A 16,962-nucleotide genomic window follows, 5' to 3' on the forward strand; every position below is an offset into this window, starting at 1 on the left:
GCAGCTATTCCAGCTCCTGGAACCTCCGCCCCGGCAGCCCCCGGCGCGACCACGCCGCTCGCGGGTTCAGCGGTGCCCGCACCGGGCTCCACCATGCCATTCGCCCCAGGCTCAGCGATCCCAGCTCCAGGCGGCGCCCCTGCAGCAGTACCAGCAGTGCCGGTTCCAGGCGCAGCGGTTCCAGGCAGCGCGCTACCAACACCAGGTGGCGTCCCCTCGGTTCCCAGCGCAGCAGCTCCCGGCACGGCAGTACCTGCACCAGGTGGCGTCCCCTCGGTTCCCAGCGCAGCAGCTCCCGGCACGGCAGTACCTGCACCAGGTGGCGTCCCCTCGGTTCCCAGCGCAGCAGCTCCCGGCACGGCAGTACCTGCACCAGGTGGCGTCCCCTCGGTTCCCAGCGCAGCGGTTCCAGGCAGCGCGCTACCAACACCAGGTTCCATTCCTGCTCCGGGAGCGGGCGCAACACCAGTTACTCCTGGCGCCGTCCCCACCCCGGCAATTCAAGCAACTCCGGCAGCCCCGGGCGCAACAGCGGCAACCGCTGCCAGGCCTGCATCCGAAGCAGAACTCAAGCCAGCACGGTCTGAGAACCTGAAGAAGCAGTTCACCCTGCGCTACAACCTGATGAAGCCCTTGACCAGGAAACAGTGGTACGGCACGCTCGGGTTGATTTTCCTCGCCGCGGTTGTTGTCGCTGCGGTGGCGGTCGTGGCTGCGAAGTTGTTCCTCAGCACTGATATGGCTCAGAACTTCATCACGGAGTACCCGGGCAAGTATGACAATCCAGAGGGTGCCCCTGCGGGCATTCCAGGATGGTTGGCCTGGCAGCATTTCCTCAACATGTTCTTCCTCGTGCTGATCATCCGGACCGGCATCCAGATCAACCAGACGAGGCGTCCGAAGGGGTACTGGACATCCAAGCGCGGCGGCAAGAAGATTTCGTTGACGTTGTGGCTCCATCTCTCACTTGATCTGCTGTGGGTGCTCAACGGTGTGCTCTTCTACATTCTGTTGTTCAGTACCGGTCAGTGGATGAGGATTGTGCCCACCAGTTGGGAATTCCTCCCGAATGCACTCAGCTCAGGTCTGCAGTATCTTTCCCTGGACTGGCCCACGGAGAACGGCTGGGTGAATTACAACAGTCTGCAGGAACTGGTGTACTTCATCACCGTGTTCATCGCCGCACCACTGGCTATCCTTTCCGGTCTGCGGATGTCTGCCTATTGGCCGAAGGACAACAAGGTGCTCAACAAGATCTTCCCCATTGGAGTGGCGCGCGCGGTCCATTTCCCGGTGATGATCTATTACATCGTGTTTGTGATCCTCCATGTGTTCCTGGTGTTTGCCACAGGTGCACTGCGCAACCTGAACCATATGTATGGCGGTCAGGATGCGACCAATTGGACGGGTTTCTGGGTGTTCGTTGCATCGCTGTTTGTCATCGGTGCCGGCTTGGCGGCAGCACGTCCGGTCATCGTGGCGCCGATCGCGAAGCTCTTCGGCAACGTCACCGCCCGATAATCTTCTTTCGCTTCGGCACATGGGCCGTGTCCAGACCCCCGCAACGGGGATCGGGACACGGCCCTTTTCTATGCCCGTCACGTGTCGATCACGCGCAAATCAATAATTTTTCCGATTTTCAAAAGAGCTTCCCACCAGCACCGGCCCAAGCTATGGCGAACACTGACCACCCCATACCCCTTTAATGTGATATCACTTTCCTGTAATCTGATATCAGATTAATCATTCATCCCCAGCGCGCTCCCCCCCCAGACCACCACCCCCATGAAGGGACCCACATCATGAAGCAGGAACAGCACCCCGACATCCCCCACAACCCGGACAACGATGCGGAAGCACCACCCGTCGCGGTATCCACGCAACCTGTGGGCAGCGAAGGCAAACGCGTTCACATCAAGGAAGTGCCCGTCTGGTCACTCGGAGCCGGCCCGACAGCGATCGTCCTGATCCTTCTCCTCGCCGTCCTGATCGCCACTGTTGTCACCGGGATCAGCGCGATCAACTCCCTGGAAAGCACCGGTGGTGCGGAAGGCCTGGCCGGACTGATCGTCTCGATCGTGTTGTTCATCATCGCCACCGTCGTCCTGTCCACCTCCATCAAGGTGGTCAGCCCCGGACATACTCTGACCACGCAGTTCTTCGGCCGCTATATCGGCACCCTGCGCCGCACAGGCCTGTCCTTTGTTCCGCCCCTGAGCGTGACCAAACGCGTCTCGGTGCGTGTCCGCAATTTTGAAACCGAAGAGGCCAAGGTCAACGATTACAACGGCAACCCGATCAATATCGCCTCCATCATCGTGTGGCAGGTCGCCGATACCGCGCAGGCGAGCTTCTCCGTCGAGGATTATGAAGAGTTTCTGACCCAGCAGGCCGACTCAGCCCTGCGCCATGTGGCGACGCAGCACCCCTATGATGCGCCGGTCGACGGCCGCATTTCCCTGCGCGGTTCCACGGAAGAGGTTTCAAGAGAGCTTGCCGACGAAGTGGCCGCCCGCGCCGCCGTTGCCGGCATTGAAATCATCGAGGCCCGCATTTCATCGTTGAGCTACGCCCCGGAAATCGCTCAGGCCATGCTGCAGCGTCAGCAGGCGGCAGCCATTGTTGATGCACGTGAAACCATCGTCGAAGGCGCTGTCACCATGGTCGAGTCCGCCCTCGACCAGTTGCAGGAGCGTGACATCGTGGACCTGGATCCGGAACGCCGCGCCGCGATGGTCTCCAATCTCCTGGTGGTGCTGTGCTCCGATAACAATGCCCAGCCCATCGTCAACGCCGGCAGTCTCTACCACTAGACAATGGCTCGCAAACAGGTGCCACTTCGCCTCGATCCGGCGGTCTACGAGGCGATCGCACGGTGGGCCGGCGATGAGGCCCGCAGCACCAACGCCCAGATTGAAGTCATGCTCAGGGATCAACTCCGCAGAGCAGGCAGACTGCCCCGCAATATCGGCGAGATCCCTAAACCCGGACGCCCGAAGGAACAACCATGAGCACCATCATTGGCCCGGATGGACTGGCCCGACCACCCTGGGCCGCCACCGATCCCCTGCTCATGCAGTACTACGACACCGAGTGGGGCATGCCCGTCCGGGATGAACAGGGCCTCTTCGAACGCATTTCACTGGAGGCTTTCCAATCCGGACTCTCATGGGCGATCATCCTGCGTAAACGACTCGCCTTCCGTGAGGCTTTTTGTGATTTCGATCCTGAACGGGTGGCGGCGTTCACTGAAGCAGACGTCGATAAGCTTCTGGCCGAGCCAGCCATCGTGCGCAACCAGCGCAAGATCCGCGCCACCATCAACAACGCCAAAGCCACCCTTCTCCTGCGGGAGAAGGGTGGCCTGGTGGATTTTGTGTGGGGGTTCCAACCGGCAGACACACCCCGGCCGGAGACCCCGGAGGAGGTGCCCACACAATCAGCTGAATCCCTCGCGCTGTCAAAAGCGCTGAAGAAGGAAGGGTTCAGCTTCGTGGGGCCCACCACCATGTTCGCTCTCATGGAGGCGATCGGGATGGTGGACACCCACCTATTGGCCAGCCACCGGCGGGGTAGTTCTGGGATCTGGCCTGGAGCCGCTTAGGAGATCAACCAGTCATTCGGTGCGAACAGCTCGAAGCGGACTTCCTTGGGCTGCTCGTCCAGGTTCTGGATCTGCTCACGCACGTTCTGCAGGAAGGTGGTGCCACCGCAGAGGTAGACGGAGGCGTCCGGGGTGATGTGACCGGCCACCTCAAGCCACTGGTCGGCGTCCCGGTAGAAGGTGTGGAGGGTGGCGTTGTCCAGGCCCTCGACCAGGCTGGCCATCTCAGCACGCTGAGCGTGGTCGCTCTCAGACTGGTCGGCGTGCAGAACGGTGACCTGGCGATCAGCAGCCACCTGTGCCAGCATGCCCACCATCGGGGTGGAGCCAATGCCCTGGGAGACCAGCACCACCGGGTTGTCATCACGATTCATCACCAGGTCACCGGCGGCCAGAGTGGCCTCCACGGTGTCGCCGACCTCGACGTTGTCGCGCAGGAAGCCTGCCACCTCACCGTGGTCCTCCACAGCGATGCGGTATTCCATGTCGGTGCCACTGATGATGGAGTACTGGCGCAGCTGGCGTGCGCCATCGGGAAGCACCACGCCGACGGAGGTGTACTGCCCCGGCTCCGGAGCGCTCAGGTCACCCTGCAGGGTGTATTCCCAGACCTTGTCACTGATCTGCTTCTTGCCGGTGACAGTGACGTGGCGGAACACATCACCGGGCTCGACTTCCCTGGCGGCGTACAACTTATTCTCCATGGTGATGAGCACATCAGCCATGAGCCAGTAGACGGCATCCCAGGCTTCGGCGACCGGCGGGGTGACCACATCTTCGCCGAGCACCTCCACGATTGCTGCGAACAGGTGCTCGTGGACGATGTTGTACTGGTCCGCGGTGATGCCCAGGGAGACATGCTTGTGACCGATGCGGGCGAGCATGTCCACCGGATCCGGAGCCTCAGGATCCACCAGCATGGTGGCGAAGGTGGCGATGGATGCCGCGAGAGCCTTCTGCTGATCGCCCTGCTTCTGGTTGCCACGGTTGAAGGTGTCACGGAGAAGCTCTGGGTGGGCGGTGAACATTCTCTTGTAGAACACCGGGGTGATCTCGTTGATCTTGCTTCCGACCAGTGGCAGGGTGGCCTTGATCATGTCAGCGTGCTCATCAGAGAGCCTGCTGCGGTCGGTTACTGGCTGGGTTGAGACGATCACGAGGGAACCTCCGGGTTCGAACTGGATTGATTAACTACGGCTTTACTCTAACTAATTAAACCCCCGCGATTGAATTTCTACAACTTTAGTTTGACTACCCCGTACTCATGCATTCCGATTTAACCCTGACACCAAGGGCCTAGTGGTCGGGCGAAACGACGGAAAAACCCGTATTAAATGTGTCCGACCCCCTCTACCCCCGATTGCCGACAGCAAAACTCCGGGAAAGCCCCGATTTCGGATGACATCAAATCCAACTAACCTGGAAGCCATGGGTAAACAGTTTCCGGGAGATCCCCACGTACGGGTCAGTGACACTGAGCGATCAGCAGCACTCGCAGCACTCAGCCAGTTCTATGCAGAGGGCAGACTCTCCATGGAGGAAACCGACGAACGCTGCAACGCGGTTGCCGGTGCCAAAACCCGCGATGAGCTCAACAAACTGTTCACAGACCTGCCCCAGACTGAAGTCGCAGTGGCCGGAAACAGGGAAATGACATTCACCGCCACAGAAGTGGACAACCTCCATAAGCGGGGGGCACGTCCCCGCGCCGGCATCCTCGGACTCACCACCGTCGGTTCCCTCACCACCGCAACCATTCTGGCCACCACCACCCCGGCGGCCTGGGCGCTGCTCGCCCTGATTCCCGTGGTGTTCATCCTCCTCTATGTGATGAAGGTCGGCCCAGCTGACTGGTACGCCCCCAGTGCCCGCCAGCTGGAACGCGAACGCATGGAGGAATTACGCAAGGAGGAAAAACTCCGTGACCTGGAGATGCGTGCCCGCCGAAAGGAACTGACCCACTCCCTCACCCACAAGGCACTCAAGGCTGCAGAGAGCGCCATCCCCACCAGGAAGAAGCGGTGAAATAAACGTCATCCTTTGATTGTTGACTAATAAACAAACCAGGCTCTACCGTGAAACATCCTGGATTTTATTCTCAACATTCTTAACAACGATGAAAAGGTGCATCCCCTCATGACGCAGACCATCGCCATCCTCGGTGCCGGACGTGTTGGCTCCTCCCTCGCCCGCGCCGCCGTCGCCGCAGGGTATACCGTGCGGGTGGCCGGCTCCGGGAGCGTGGACAAGATTGCGCTGACCGCCGAGATCCTCATGCCGGGTGCCGTCCCCATGCTCGCCGCCGATGCCGTGGAGGGCGCAGACATGGTCATCCTGGCAGTCCCACTCCACAAGTACCCGTCCGTGGATGTCGCTGCGCTGCAGGGCAAGATCGTCATCGACACCATGAACCACTGGGTGCCGGTCAATGGCCCCATGGAGGAGTTGGACAGTGATTCCCGCTCCACTTCCGAGGTCATCGCTGAGCACTTCGACGGCGCCCGCCTGGTGAAATCCCTCAACCACGTCGGATACCACGAACTCGAGCAGGATGCAGTCCACGAACCGGGTGGTGAACGCCGCGCCATGGGATACGCCACCGATGATGCCGATGCCGGCGAAGTTGTCGCCGAGCTCATTGACCGCCTCGGTTTTGCCCCCATCAATGTGGGCCCCCTGGCCAACGGCCGCCTCCTCGAGCCGGCCAACGAGGCCTTCGGCGTGTGGCTGACCGCCGACGCCCTGCAGGAGCTTGCGCTCAGCAAGCTCTAACCCCCACGCTTATCGACGAACCGCCCCACCCTCGCTCCCGAATAGGGTGGGGTGAAACCCGATTCACTTTAAAGTCCCGGTACAAAGTGGCAACATATACCGGGTGACTACCAAAAAGCGCAACACCTCAGAGACCACCAACACCGCTAACCAGGTTGTGGGCTCGGATGCTCAGGCGGCGCGTCCCATACGACGGAAGTCCCGTCGCATCTTCGATCAGTCGGAGAAGATGAAGGACGTGCTGTACGAGATCCGTGGCCCGGTGGCCGCGGAGGCGGAACGCATGGAGCTGGATGGACATAATATCCTCAAGCTCAACACCGGTAACCCGGCTGTTTTCGGCTTCGATGCTCCCGACGTGATCATGCGTGACATGATCGCCGCCCTACCCACCTCCCAGGGTTATTCCACCTCCAAGGGCATCATCCCGGCGCGCCGTGCCGTGGTGACCCGCTATGAGGTCATCCCGGACTTCCCCGATTTTGATGTAGAAGATGTCTTTTTGGGCAATGGTGTCTCCGAACTGATCACCATGACCATGCAGGCTTTGCTCAATGACGGCGATGAGGTGCTCATCCCCGCACCGGACTATCCGCTGTGGACTGCCGCAACCTCGCTCTCCGGTGGCAAGCCGGTGCACTACCTCTGTGATGAGGAGGATGAGTGGAATCCCTCCATAGAGGACATCAAGTCCAAGATCACGGACAAGACCAAGGCCATCGTGGTGATCAACCCGAACAACCCCACCGGTGCCGTCTACCCTCGCCACATCCTGCAGCAGATCGTGGACATCGCCCGTGAGCATGATCTTCTGGTCCTGGCTGATGAGATCTATGACCGCATCCTCTACGACGGCGCCGAACACATCAATATGGCCTCCCTGTGCCCGGACCTGCTGTGCATCACCTACAACGGTCTGTCCAAGGCTTACCGGGTGGCTGGATACCGTGCCGGGTGGATGGTGCTCACCGGCCCGAAACGCTTTGCCAAGGGCTTCATCGAAGGCTTGGAGCTGCTGGCAGGAACCCGTCTGTGTCCCAATGTCCCGGCACAGCACGCCATCCAGGTGGCGCTTGGTGGGCGGCAGTCCATCTATGACCTCACCAGTGAGCACGGCCGCCTCCTGAAGCAGCGCAATGTCACCTGGGAGAAACTCAATGAGATCCCCGGTGTCAGCTGCTTCAAGCCGATGGGTGCGCTTTACGCCTTCCCCAAACTGGACCCGAATGTGTATGAAATCCATGATGACACCCAGCTCATGTTGGATATCCTCCGCGCGGAGAAGATCCTCATGGTGCAGGGCACCGGCTTCAACTGGCCGAACCATGACCACTTCCGCGTGGTGACCCTCCCCTGGGCCTCCCAGCTGGAAAACGCCATCGAGCGCCTGGGGAATTTCCTGGTCAGCTACAAGCAGTAACAACTGGCATTATGGCAACTCCGACCGCATGAGCATCCTGGGGATTCTCGTGCGATCGGAGTTTTTGTCATAATCTAGGTAGCCCATTTACGCTCCCCCTGGCCCCAGCGCATATGGAGGAACGAGCACTTTCATCTAAGTGGTGCTCTCAAGGCCCAACTTAATTCGTGAATGTCATTTTTGCAGCCATGAAAAGAGGTACCGGGCGCTACCGTCACCGGCGAAGTCCGTTCAGATCCCCGTTGGGGGCGCCTCAGCCTCAGACGTTGCGGCCCAGGGCGTGAATGGTCCAACCGGCGGACTTCCACTGATCCACATCAAGGACATTGCGGCCATCGATGATGATGGGATCAGTGACGATCCCCCGTGCGGTGACCGGATCCAGATCGCGGAATTCCTGCCATTCGGTGGCCAGCACCACCACATCGGCATCCTCCAGGGCCTCCTGCGTGCTGGTGGCATAACTGAGGGTGGGGAACACCTTCCGGGCATTGTCCATGGCCTGCGGATCGTAGACGGAGACCGCTGCACCCTGCAGAGACATGGAACCGGCGACAGACAGTGCCGGGGAATCACGCACGTCATCGGAATTTGGCTTGAAGGCGGCACCGAGCACGGTGATGCGTTTGCCCAGCAGGTTTCCACCGCAGACTTCACGGGCCAGCTGGACAACGCGGTCACGCCGGCGCATGTTGATGGAATCCACCTCACGCAGGAAGGTCAGTGCCTGATCAGTACCCAGTTCACCGGCACGCGCCATGAACGCACGGATGTCCTTGGGCAGACAGCCGCCACCGAATCCAAGGCCCGCACCGAGAAACTTCCTTCCGATGCGGTCATCGTGGCCGATGGCATCCGCCAACTGCACCACATCCGCGCCGGTGGCCTCGCAAATCTCTGCGACTGCGTTGATGAAGGAGATCTTGGTGGCCAAAAACGCGTTGGCGGACACCTTGACCAGCTCAGAGGTGGGCAGGTCAGTGACCAGGAACGGGGTGTCATTCTCGATCGCGGTGGCGTAGACCTCGCGGGCCACATCATCAGCCGAGGATCCCTCACGGACGCCCAGAACAATCCGATCCGGGGTGATGGTGTCCTTGACCGCGAATCCCTCACGGAGGAACTCCGGGTTCCAGGCGATCTCCACGGAAGCACCGGGGCGGGTCAGAGAATCAGCGAGTTCCTGTAATTCCGCAGCGGTACCGACCGGGACGGTGGACTTGCCGAAGATGAGGTGGTCTCCCTCCAGCAGGGGCACCAAAGAAGTGATGACTGCACGGACATACGTCAGGTCCGCGGCGAAGGAACCCTTCTTCTGCGGGGTGCCCACGGCCAGGAAGTGGACATCGGCGAAACCGGCAGCATCCTCGTAGGACGTGGAAAAAGACAATCTGCCATTGGTCAGGTTACGTTCCAGGACCTCGGGCAGGCCCGGCTCGAAGAAGGGAACCTTTCCGTCACGCAGTGAGGCGATCTTTGCCTCATCAACATCCACACCGATCACTTCATGGCCGAGTTCCGCCATGCATGCCGCATGGGTTGCGCCGAGGTATCCGGTGCCAATCACTGTCATCCGCATGTGGGAGATTCCTTTCGATGATGAAGACCAGAGTTCATCTCAACACGTTTAGCGCAGGCCCGCGACCGGAGGCATTCCACCCCCGACCCACATCACGCCACTCCCGGTGAACGTGCAGTTCGACGCACTACTTGTCAGCGAAGTTCAGATAACCCTTTGATGGGGTCGGGCCACGCTGCCCCTGGTATTTGGAGCCCAGTTTTCCGGATCCGTAGGGGGTCTCAGCAGGCGAACTCATCTGGAACATGGCCAGCTGGCCGACCTTCATCTCCGGCCACAGGGTGATCGGGAGGTTCGCAACATTGGACAGCTCAAGGGTGATGTGACCACTGAAACCGGGATCAATGAACCCGGCGGTGGAGTGGGTCAGAAGACCAAGGCGACCGAGGGATGACTTGCCCTCGAGGCGTCCCGCGAGGTGATTGGGGAGGGTGAATTTCTCCAGGGTGGCGGCCAGGACGAACTCGCCCGGATGGAGGACGAAGGCATCCCCCTTCTCCACCTCGACGAGGCTGGTCAGCTCGTCCTGATTCAGTTTGGGATCGATATGGGTGTATTTCGAGTTGTTGAACACCCGGAAATAACGATCCATACGAACATCAATGCTCGACGGCTGGATCAGCTCGGGATCAAATGGATCAATCCCCAGGTCGCCGGAGTCAATTGCTTTACGAATGTCACGATCTGAAAGAAGCACGTGCCCAGTCTACGTCACTGGCACAACCCCACCTGCTATAGTTATCCAGTGGCCGTCAGGCCGATGCCGGTGTAGTTCAATGGTAGAACCCCTGCTTCCCAAGCAGGCGGCGCGGGTTCGATTCCCGTCACCGGCTCCACTAGAGATGTCTGGGGGCATCACACCGAAAATTCCCGCGGGGTGGAAATCGGGCGGTATTTGCGTCGTCAAGCAATCTTTAATCAATTGTTATATACAGCAATTGCCCAGCTCGCGCCCAGTTTATTATAATTTTCGCTCTTGAATGAGCCCTTTGCTGCGTGACACTGCCCGCGCACGTGGGTATAGATGGATGGGACGTATACCTATCCGAATCTCTCATGCGAGGACCCCACACATGCTTGAACGTATGGCCAAAGCGCTTCGTCTGAAGACCGATCCGGCGGTGTTCTTCACATCGGTGGGCATCATGATCGCGTTCGTGATCATCACCATCATCGCCGGGGATACCGTCTCAGATGTTTTTGGAACCGCCTCCGACTGGATTCTGACCAACCTCGGCTGGTTCTATGTCCTGGGCGTCACGGTGTTCCTCATCTTCCTCGTCCTCATCGCCGTCAGCCGCTTCGGGCATGTGCGACTGGGCAGTGATGATGAACGTCCCGAATATTCCACCCCGGTATGGTTTTCCATGCTGTTTGCCGCGGGTATCGGCACGATCCTGATGTTCTGGGGGGTGGCGGAACCGATCTCCCACTTCGCCAACCCGCCGATCGGCGACACCGAACCGGAGTCAGTGGAGGCCGCCAACCAGGCCATCGCGCTGACCCACTACCACTTCGCGCTGCACACCTGGACAATCTTCGCCCTGCCGGCGCTGTGTTTCGCCTACTTCATCTACAAACGGAAGATGCCACCACGGGTGAGTTCCATCTTCTCCCCACTGTTGGGGTCCAAGGTCTACGGTCCGATCGGTAAGACAATCGATGTGGTGGCCCTGATCGGTACCGTCTTCGGTGTGGCTACCTCCGTCGGACTGGGCACCCTGCAGATCAACGCGGGTCTGGCGGACCTGTTCGGCATCGAGGTATCCCCCCTGGTCCAGCTGGTGATCATCGTGGTGGTCACCTCGATCGCCTCGGTGTCCGTGGCGCTGGGACTGGACCGTGGCATCAAGGTTCTCTCCAATATCAACATCTTCATGGCGATCGCCCTGCTGGTCTTTGTCATCCTGGCCGGCCCGACCGTCCTGATTCTCAAGGGCACCTTCGAGTCCGTGGGCACCTATCTGCGCTGGCTTCCCGAGCTGGCGTTCTGGAACAACACCGTTCCCAACAGCCCGGAGAATGAAACCTGGCAGAATACCTGGACGGTGTTCTACTGGGCCTGGACCATCACCTGGTCACCGTTCGTGGGTATCTTCATCGCACGTATCAGCCGTGGTCGCACCATCCGTGAGTTCGTGGCCGGCGTCCTCGGCCTGCCGGTTGTGTTCTCCCTGCTCTGGTTCGGTGCCTTCGGCACCGCCGCGTTCAACATCGAGCGCAACGGCGAGGGTGGACTGGTCGACCGTGTGGTCGGCGACGGCGATATCCCGGGTGCCCTGTTCGAGTTCCTCTCCAACTATCCGGCAGCGACATTCGTTTCCGGCATGTCGATTCTCATCGTGATCATCTTCTTCACCACCTCCGTGGATTCCGCGGCGATGGTCACCGACATGATCGCCTCCGGGCAGGAACCACGCTTTGCCCCCACCCACCAGAAACTCATCTGGACCGCACTCATGGGCGCCGTGGCGGCGGTTCTGTTGGTTGCGACAGGTGCGGGCGGTCTCACCGCCCTGCAGCAGACCATCATCGTGGTGGGCCTGCCGTTCTTCATCATGGGCTTCATCCAGATGTACAGCCTCTATGTGGCGCTGAAAAATGATGCCGGCAGGCCAATCCCTGTGGTCACCCGCCAATGGGAACCCGCCAATGATCCCGAGGCCTGGGAGAAGAACGAGGCAGTGTCCTCGCCCGAGCCCATCGGCCCCGTTCACCACATCCCCGATGTGGAATCCGATGATCCCGTCAACCCAGCTGTCATCGGAGCCGTCCTCGAGGGGATCCGGAGCGGGGATGACCAGGACGATGACTCCAACAAGGTGAAATACGTGGAGATCTCCAGCCCCAAGGTGCCGGAGGACGACAAATAGGCGTAACTCTTCACTGAAACAGCCACACTCCTGAGCCCCTCGGTGTTGATAGCTACCCCAGCTATCGGCGCACACCGGGGGGTTCAGCGCTTCCATAAGCGAAGCTCCACCTGCGGAGACGAGGTGGCCGGCCAGCCACGGGCCACGGGAAGGGCGCCACAACAACCCAATTACTTGACGCTTCAAGTAATTTCTCTTAGGCTCGGGTCTAAACCACAAGCCTTAGGAGTTTCCCCATGCCCACCAACATCGGCCTCACCCTCACTGACCTTCCCACCACCTCCGGCACTGCCGGCACCGTCCTGGTTGCCGGCGATGGCGGACTCATCGGAAGCTACGCGGCAAAGGCCTATCATGCACTGGGATGGGACGTTCACGGAGTGAGCCGACGCCCGCTCAATGATGTCCCGTGGACCCACCACAGCGTGGACCTGCTGGATCCGGAGGCTGCAACCACTGGCCTGGCGGAGCTGAAAGATGTCACCCACCTGGTCTTCGGCGCCTATGTGGAAAAACCCACCGACGTGGAACTCATTGAGGTCAATGACGCACTGCTCCAGAACACCCTTGATGCCCTGCGTGCAGCCGGCGCCCCACTTCAGCATGTGACCTTCTACCAGGGTGGCAAAGCCTATGGGCATCACCTCGGATTCTTCAATACACCAGCCAAGGAGAGCGATCCCCGCCTGATCGCCCCACATTTCTACTACACCCAGGAAGACCTGGTGCGCAGGCTCGCGAAAGAAAGAAACTTCAGCTGGACCGCCCTGCGCCCGGAAGGTGTCACAGGATATGCCACCGGAAACCCCATGAACCTACTCATGGTCATCGGTGTCTACGCAGCCATCTGCAAGGAACTCGGACTGCCCATGCGATTCCCCGGAACCCGCGCTGCCTACGACGTGCTGTACCAGACCACCGATGCTGAACTACTGGCACGGGCCACCATCTGGGCAGGTGCGAATGAATCAGCACGAGACCAGATTTTCAACATCAATAACGGTGACCAGTTCCGCTGGGCACAACTGTGGCCGCGTTTCGCCGAGCATTTCGGCATGGACTACGCCCCACCACAGCAGATGTCGCTCACCGATGCGATGCCTACCCGCAGTGACGTGTGGGAGGCCCTGGTGCAGGCCCATGACCTGGTGGACACCCCGTTCGACGACCTTGTCGCCTGGCCTGTCGGAGATTTTCTTTTCCATCACGAGGCAGACAACATCACCTCCACCATCAAGGCACGCCAGGCCGGCTTCGCCGATGCCCTGGATACAGAGACCCGCCTGCTCGACCTCTTTGATGAACTCATTGAGTTGAAGGTTCTCCCACCCACCCTGTCCGCAGGTTAAAGACTGCTCCTCAGCTCAATCCGCTTATGGAGAACCCTGGGGTCACCCCGGGAGCCTATGCTGGGCCGCATGACCCCCCATCTGTTGCTTAGAAAGGCAACCCCGCTGGGCGCAGTCGCCCTGCTATTGGGCGCCTGCTCCACCATCCCCGCGGATGCAGAAGGAACATTCTCCCGCGCGGAGAACGGAACCCTGGTGGTCGGTGTGTCCGAGCACCATCCCTGGACCGTTATCTCCGATGAGGGAGACATCTCCGGCTCGGAGGTTGACCTCATCGTGGGATTCGCGGACAGCATCAATGCCCAGATCGAGTGGCAGCAGGGCCCCGAATCCATCCTGGCTGAGCGGATCAAGGAGGGTGAGGTGGACGTGATCATCGGCGGTCTCACCGATTCCTCCCCCTGGTCCTCTCATATGGCCCTCACCCGCCCCTACGCAGAGGTGGATGGGGAGAAGATGGTCATGGGTGCCCGGTTGGGTGAGAACCAGTTCCTGGTGGAGCTGGAACGCCACCTGGCTGAAGATGCCGGGGAATCTGGCGAGACACCGTGAAAGCCCACCAAAACCCCGGATTCGGCTCCGGTGTTGAAAGACTTCCCCACCCCCAGCAGGCCACACTGCGTAAAGCGATCCGCTATGAGTGGATCACCATCGGCACTCTCATCATCACCATCATCCTGGTGGGATTGGTGGCGGGGCAGTCCCAGGCCATGAAGAGTGCCTGGTCCGAGGACATCATTTCCCTGATCCCTCCGATCGCCTTCCTGGTGGCCACCCGCATCATCAGGCAGGCCCCCAACCGCGATCACCCTTATGGACCGCACCGGTCCATCGCCGTCGCCCATCTGGTGGCGGGCATGTCTCTCTTCGCCATGGGATGTTTCCTGGTCTACGAGTCCGTCCCGGCTCTGCTGTCAGGTGAGAAACCGCCGATTGGCATGATGGTGTTGTTCGGAGTCGACTTCTGGGCGGGCTGGCTGATGATCAGCGTCATGGCACTGACCTCGATCCCGTCGGTGATCCTCGGCCATATTAAGATTGCGCTGGCAAGGGATCTCCATGACAAGGTTCTCTATGCTGATGCTGATATGGCCAGAGCGGACTGGGGAACAGCTCTGGCCACCATCGTCGGTGTGCTCGGCATCGGCGTGGGCCTGTGGTGGGCGGATGCCGTCGCTGCACTGGTGTTTTCCTTATCCATCCTGAAAGACGGGGTCTCCAATATCAGAGGATCGATCTCCGGCCTGAGCGATGCCCGCGCCACCATCTATGACAACAGCCGGCCACATCCGCTGACCGATGAGGTGGAGGAGGTGGTTCAACAGGTGGACTGGGTGGAGGTCGCCCGTGCCCGGGTACGCGATCAGGGTCATGTATTCCACACAGAGATGTTCGTGGTGCCGGTGGCCGGGCATCAGATCACCCTGGAGGAACTGACGGATATCAGGCACCTCATCATGGATCTGGATTGGAAACTATAGGATGTGGTTGTGGTGCCGGTCAGCGATCTCGACCCACATCAGGTGCCCGGATAGTTCCGCTAGCCGCAGATCACATTCGGCTGGGGATCGTAGACCGTGGTGGTGGTCTCCCTGGTGATCTCATTTCCGGCGAGGTCGCTGATGATGCGGGTGTCCGAGGTGGTGAAACCCGGAGCACCGGAGGAGGGGATGCATTCACCACCGGAGACACGGACCGTATTGGGCTGGGTGGGGGCCCAGCGACCATTGTTGACCGAACGAACGGAGGTGGTATCCACCCCGAGGATGCGGACGGTGATGCTGTCCGAGCCCATCGACGTATCGATCATCACCGGATACGGGGTGTTGTTGCGGAACTGCAGATCAATCGCGCCGTCGAAGATGGTGGCCTCACGTCCCGCGGGGTAGCGCGAGATGTAATAACTGTGCGGGGTGTGGGTGATGTTCTCCAGACCGGCGAAATAATAAGCGTTGTACAAGGTGGTGGCGAACTGGCTGATTCCACCGCCGACCGCGGTGCCGGAGCGACCGTTGATGATGATGCCGGAATCCACGAACCCCTGCGCGGAACCACGTGGGCCGGTGTGCCCGTTCAGGGAAAAGGTTTCACCAGGGGACACCACCGCACCGTTGACCATCTGCGCGGTCAGGCGGATATTCGTGCCGGAGGCGGCGGAGAATCCGGTGGTGGTGAATTCACCCACGACCTCATTGAAGGTGGCTGCCTGGGCATCCGCTGAGGTGAAGGTGGCAGGGGTGTCCTCATAGACAGCATCCACCTCACGTGGCCCGTCACCGACCAGACCAGCCTCCAGATCCGCAAGTGTCTGCTCCCAGTCGATCTCATGACCGTCGATCTCCGGGGTGATCACGCGGGAGCCCCCGGAGAAACTGATCCGGGCGTTGGTGGGTTCGCTTTCCGTTTCAGCCAACTGACCGGAGAGGATTTCCTCGGATAGTTCGCGGTTCACCACGACCTGAATATCTCCGTCGATCTCCGGGAAGGTGACGATCTCCCCCATGCGCTCTACGGGAAGTGTCCCCTCCACTCCGTCATCGCCGCGCACAACATAGGGGGCGGAGACCGCCTCGGCGGCAGGGCCGTTGACAAGCTCCTCGATGCGGTCCTGACTGATGGCGGGTGGCACCACATCCGTGTCCACCTCAACTCCCTCAGGGTCGAGCCAGAACTCGGTGATTTCTGTCTCCAGGACTGCCCGGTCAACGGACTGTCCCTCCAGAGAAGGATTGGAGACGACAGTGCCGTTATCGATAGAGACATCACCTACGACAGGCTCCCGGTAGAGCTCCCCGACCAGACGATCCAGGGTGGGGCCGAATAGTGCTGGATCAACGATGCTCACGATCGGGGCTTCCGTCTCCGTGAACAATCCCATGACTCGGTTGATCGGGTTCCATGACTGCTCCGGCACGCCGGCGGCTGTACCCTCCCAATCGATGCCCAGGCCGGAGACCGCGGGATCAAACTCGGCGGTGGCCTCATCGGCGATCACGGTGACGGGTTTGGTGTAGGCCTCATGCAGCTCGGATTCGAGGGTGCTCCTGGCTTCCTCATTGGTCATGTTGGAGATATTCACTCCACCGACGGTGGTTCCACGGGGGATGCGGTCCTTGGACAGCATCACATCAGCTGCGTAGATCGCAGCGATGATCAACACCAGACCAGCGAGAACACCGACGATGATGCCACTGGCCCGGTTACGCGCTTTACCTGAGGCATGCTTACCGGAATCTTTCACAGACCAAGGCTATCGCCGAGTTACCGTTTTTCCTACTTTAATGCACGAAAAACAGAAAACCTCACGAATCATTGCCCGTGTGACCCAGTCACTCACTGGGAACATCCTCCCCGACTTTCCCCGG

Annotated in this window: 15 protein-coding genes and 1 tRNA gene; 12 read left to right on the top strand and 4 right to left on the bottom strand. The window is 60.2% G+C overall.

Translation table 11 applies throughout. From position 1 onward, the window contains the following. Positions 1-93: 93 nt before the first annotated feature. The 4 genes from CFAEC_RS12160 to CFAEC_RS12175 all read left to right on the top strand — a co-directional run bounded on the left by CFAEC_RS12160 (position 94) and on the right by CFAEC_RS12175 (position 3,604). A complete protein-coding gene (locus tag CFAEC_RS12160; protein WP_290277185.1) occupies positions 94-1,521 on the top strand; it encodes a cytochrome b/b6 domain-containing protein in 1,428 nt (475 codons plus the stop codon). A 281-nt stretch (positions 1,522-1,802) separates the two neighbouring features. Beyond that, complete coding sequence (locus CFAEC_RS12165; RefSeq protein WP_290277187.1) at positions 1,803-2,813, top strand: SPFH domain-containing protein; 1,011 nt, start codon at positions 1,803-1,805, stop codon at positions 2,811-2,813. Positions 2,814-2,816: 3 nt separating this feature from the next. Further along, on the top strand, positions 2,817-3,011 hold the full coding sequence (locus tag CFAEC_RS12170) for a type II toxin-antitoxin system antitoxin (protein WP_290277189.1): 195 nt from the start codon (positions 2,817-2,819) through the stop codon (positions 3,009-3,011). Further along, positions 3,008-3,604, top strand: a complete 597-nt coding sequence (locus CFAEC_RS12175) for a DNA-3-methyladenine glycosylase I (protein WP_290277191.1) — start codon at positions 3,008-3,010, stop codon at positions 3,602-3,604. Before CFAEC_RS12170 ends, CFAEC_RS12175 begins: the two co-directional genes overlap by 4 nt. Here the strand turns inward: CFAEC_RS12175 and CFAEC_RS12180 are convergent. After that, positions 3,601-4,761 carry a globin domain-containing protein gene (locus CFAEC_RS12180; protein WP_290277193.1) on the bottom strand — a complete coding sequence of 387 codons (1,161 nt, stop codon included), beginning with the start codon at positions 4,759-4,761 and terminating at the stop codon, positions 3,601-3,603. The genes CFAEC_RS12175 and CFAEC_RS12180 overlap by 4 nt on opposite strands. A gap of 271 nt (positions 4,762-5,032) precedes the next feature. On the opposite strand from CFAEC_RS12180, the gene CFAEC_RS12185 reads away from it, so the two are divergent. From CFAEC_RS12185 to CFAEC_RS12195, 3 genes are all read left to right on the top strand, one after another. Further along, on the top strand, positions 5,033-5,629 hold the full coding sequence (locus CFAEC_RS12185) for a DUF1707 SHOCT-like domain-containing protein (RefSeq protein ID WP_290277195.1): 597 nt from the start codon (positions 5,033-5,035) through the stop codon (positions 5,627-5,629). A gap of 111 nt (positions 5,630-5,740) precedes the next feature. Further along, positions 5,741-6,376 carry an NADPH-dependent F420 reductase gene (locus CFAEC_RS12190; protein ID WP_290277197.1) on the top strand — a complete coding sequence of 212 codons (636 nt, stop codon included), beginning with the start codon at positions 5,741-5,743 and terminating at the stop codon, positions 6,374-6,376. 103 nt (positions 6,377-6,479) lie between these two features. Beyond that, a complete protein-coding gene (locus tag CFAEC_RS12195) occupies positions 6,480-7,796 on the top strand; it encodes a pyridoxal phosphate-dependent aminotransferase (RefSeq protein WP_290277199.1) in 1,317 nt (438 codons plus the stop codon). A gap of 259 nt (positions 7,797-8,055) precedes the next feature. On the opposite strand, the gene CFAEC_RS12200 is transcribed toward CFAEC_RS12195, so the two are convergent. Together CFAEC_RS12200 and dcd are read right to left on the bottom strand one after the other, a co-directional pair. Beyond that, positions 8,056-9,375 (bottom strand): UDP-glucose dehydrogenase family protein, encoded by a 1,320-nt coding sequence (locus CFAEC_RS12200; RefSeq protein ID WP_290277200.1) that lies wholly within the window; start codon positions 9,373-9,375, stop codon positions 8,056-8,058. Positions 9,376-9,502: 127 nt separating this feature from the next. Beyond that, positions 9,503-10,072: a dCTP deaminase gene (gene dcd, locus CFAEC_RS12205; protein ID WP_290277202.1), complete on the bottom strand. Its 570-nt coding sequence runs from the start codon at positions 10,070-10,072 to the stop codon at positions 9,503-9,505. Between the two features lie 65 nt (positions 10,073-10,137). Here dcd and CFAEC_RS12210 point away from each other — a divergent pair. The 5 genes from CFAEC_RS12210 (at position 10,138) to CFAEC_RS12230 (ending at position 15,078) form a co-directional block, all read left to right on the top strand. After that, positions 10,138-10,211 (top strand) — tRNA-Gly (locus CFAEC_RS12210). Positions 10,212-10,448: 237 nt separating this feature from the next. Next, entirely contained in the window at positions 10,449-12,248 is a 1,800-nt protein-coding gene (locus CFAEC_RS12215) for a BCCT family transporter (protein ID WP_290277203.1), read from the top strand. Positions 12,249-12,484: 236 nt separating this feature from the next. Next, on the top strand, positions 12,485-13,597 hold the full coding sequence (locus CFAEC_RS12220; RefSeq protein WP_290277204.1) for an SDR family oxidoreductase: 1,113 nt from the start codon (positions 12,485-12,487) through the stop codon (positions 13,595-13,597). A 69-nt stretch (positions 13,598-13,666) separates the two neighbouring features. Then, complete coding sequence (locus tag CFAEC_RS12225; RefSeq protein ID WP_290277205.1) at positions 13,667-14,149, top strand: transporter substrate-binding domain-containing protein; 483 nt, start codon at positions 13,667-13,669, stop codon at positions 14,147-14,149. After that, a complete protein-coding gene (locus CFAEC_RS12230; RefSeq protein ID WP_290277206.1) occupies positions 14,146-15,078 on the top strand; it encodes a cation diffusion facilitator family transporter in 933 nt (310 codons plus the stop codon). Before CFAEC_RS12225 ends, CFAEC_RS12230 begins: the two co-directional genes overlap by 4 nt. Before the next feature lie 59 nt (positions 15,079-15,137). On the opposite strand, the gene CFAEC_RS12235 is transcribed toward CFAEC_RS12230, so the two are convergent. Further along, positions 15,138-16,838 (bottom strand): VanW family protein, encoded by a 1,701-nt coding sequence (locus CFAEC_RS12235; RefSeq protein WP_290277207.1) that lies wholly within the window; start codon positions 16,836-16,838, stop codon positions 15,138-15,140. Positions 16,839-16,962 lie beyond the last annotated feature (124 nt).

The organism is Corynebacterium faecale, from assembly GCF_030408735.1.
In the GTDB taxonomy this organism is placed as follows: Bacteria; Actinomycetota; Actinomycetes; order Mycobacteriales; family Mycobacteriaceae; genus Corynebacterium; species Corynebacterium faecale.

Excerpts from the sequence above, each read along its gene's own strand:
- CFAEC_RS12160 (WP_290277185.1), top strand. The coding sequence starts at position 94 with ATGCCATTCGCCCCAGGCTCAGCGATCCCAGCTCCAGGCGGCGCCCCT.
- CFAEC_RS12165 (WP_290277187.1), top strand. The coding sequence starts at position 1,803 with ATGAAGCAGGAACAGCACCCCGACATCCCCCACAACCCGGACAACGAT.
- CFAEC_RS12170 (WP_290277189.1), top strand. The coding sequence starts at position 2,817 with ATGGCTCGCAAACAGGTGCCACTTCGCCTCGATCCGGCGGTCTACGAG.
- CFAEC_RS12175 (WP_290277191.1), top strand. The coding sequence starts at position 3,008 with ATGAGCACCATCATTGGCCCGGATGGACTGGCCCGACCACCCTGGGCC.
- CFAEC_RS12185 (WP_290277195.1), top strand. The coding sequence starts at position 5,033 with ATGGGTAAACAGTTTCCGGGAGATCCCCACGTACGGGTCAGTGACACT.
- CFAEC_RS12190 (WP_290277197.1), top strand. The coding sequence starts at position 5,741 with ATGACGCAGACCATCGCCATCCTCGGTGCCGGACGTGTTGGCTCCTCC.
- CFAEC_RS12200 (WP_290277200.1), bottom strand. The coding sequence starts at position 9,375 with ATGCGGATGACAGTGATTGGCACCGGATACCTCGGCGCAACCCATGCG.
- CFAEC_RS12215 (WP_290277203.1), top strand. The coding sequence starts at position 10,449 with ATGCTTGAACGTATGGCCAAAGCGCTTCGTCTGAAGACCGATCCGGCG.
- CFAEC_RS12220 (WP_290277204.1), top strand. The coding sequence starts at position 12,485 with ATGCCCACCAACATCGGCCTCACCCTCACTGACCTTCCCACCACCTCC.
- CFAEC_RS12225 (WP_290277205.1), top strand. The coding sequence starts at position 13,667 with ATGACCCCCCATCTGTTGCTTAGAAAGGCAACCCCGCTGGGCGCAGTC.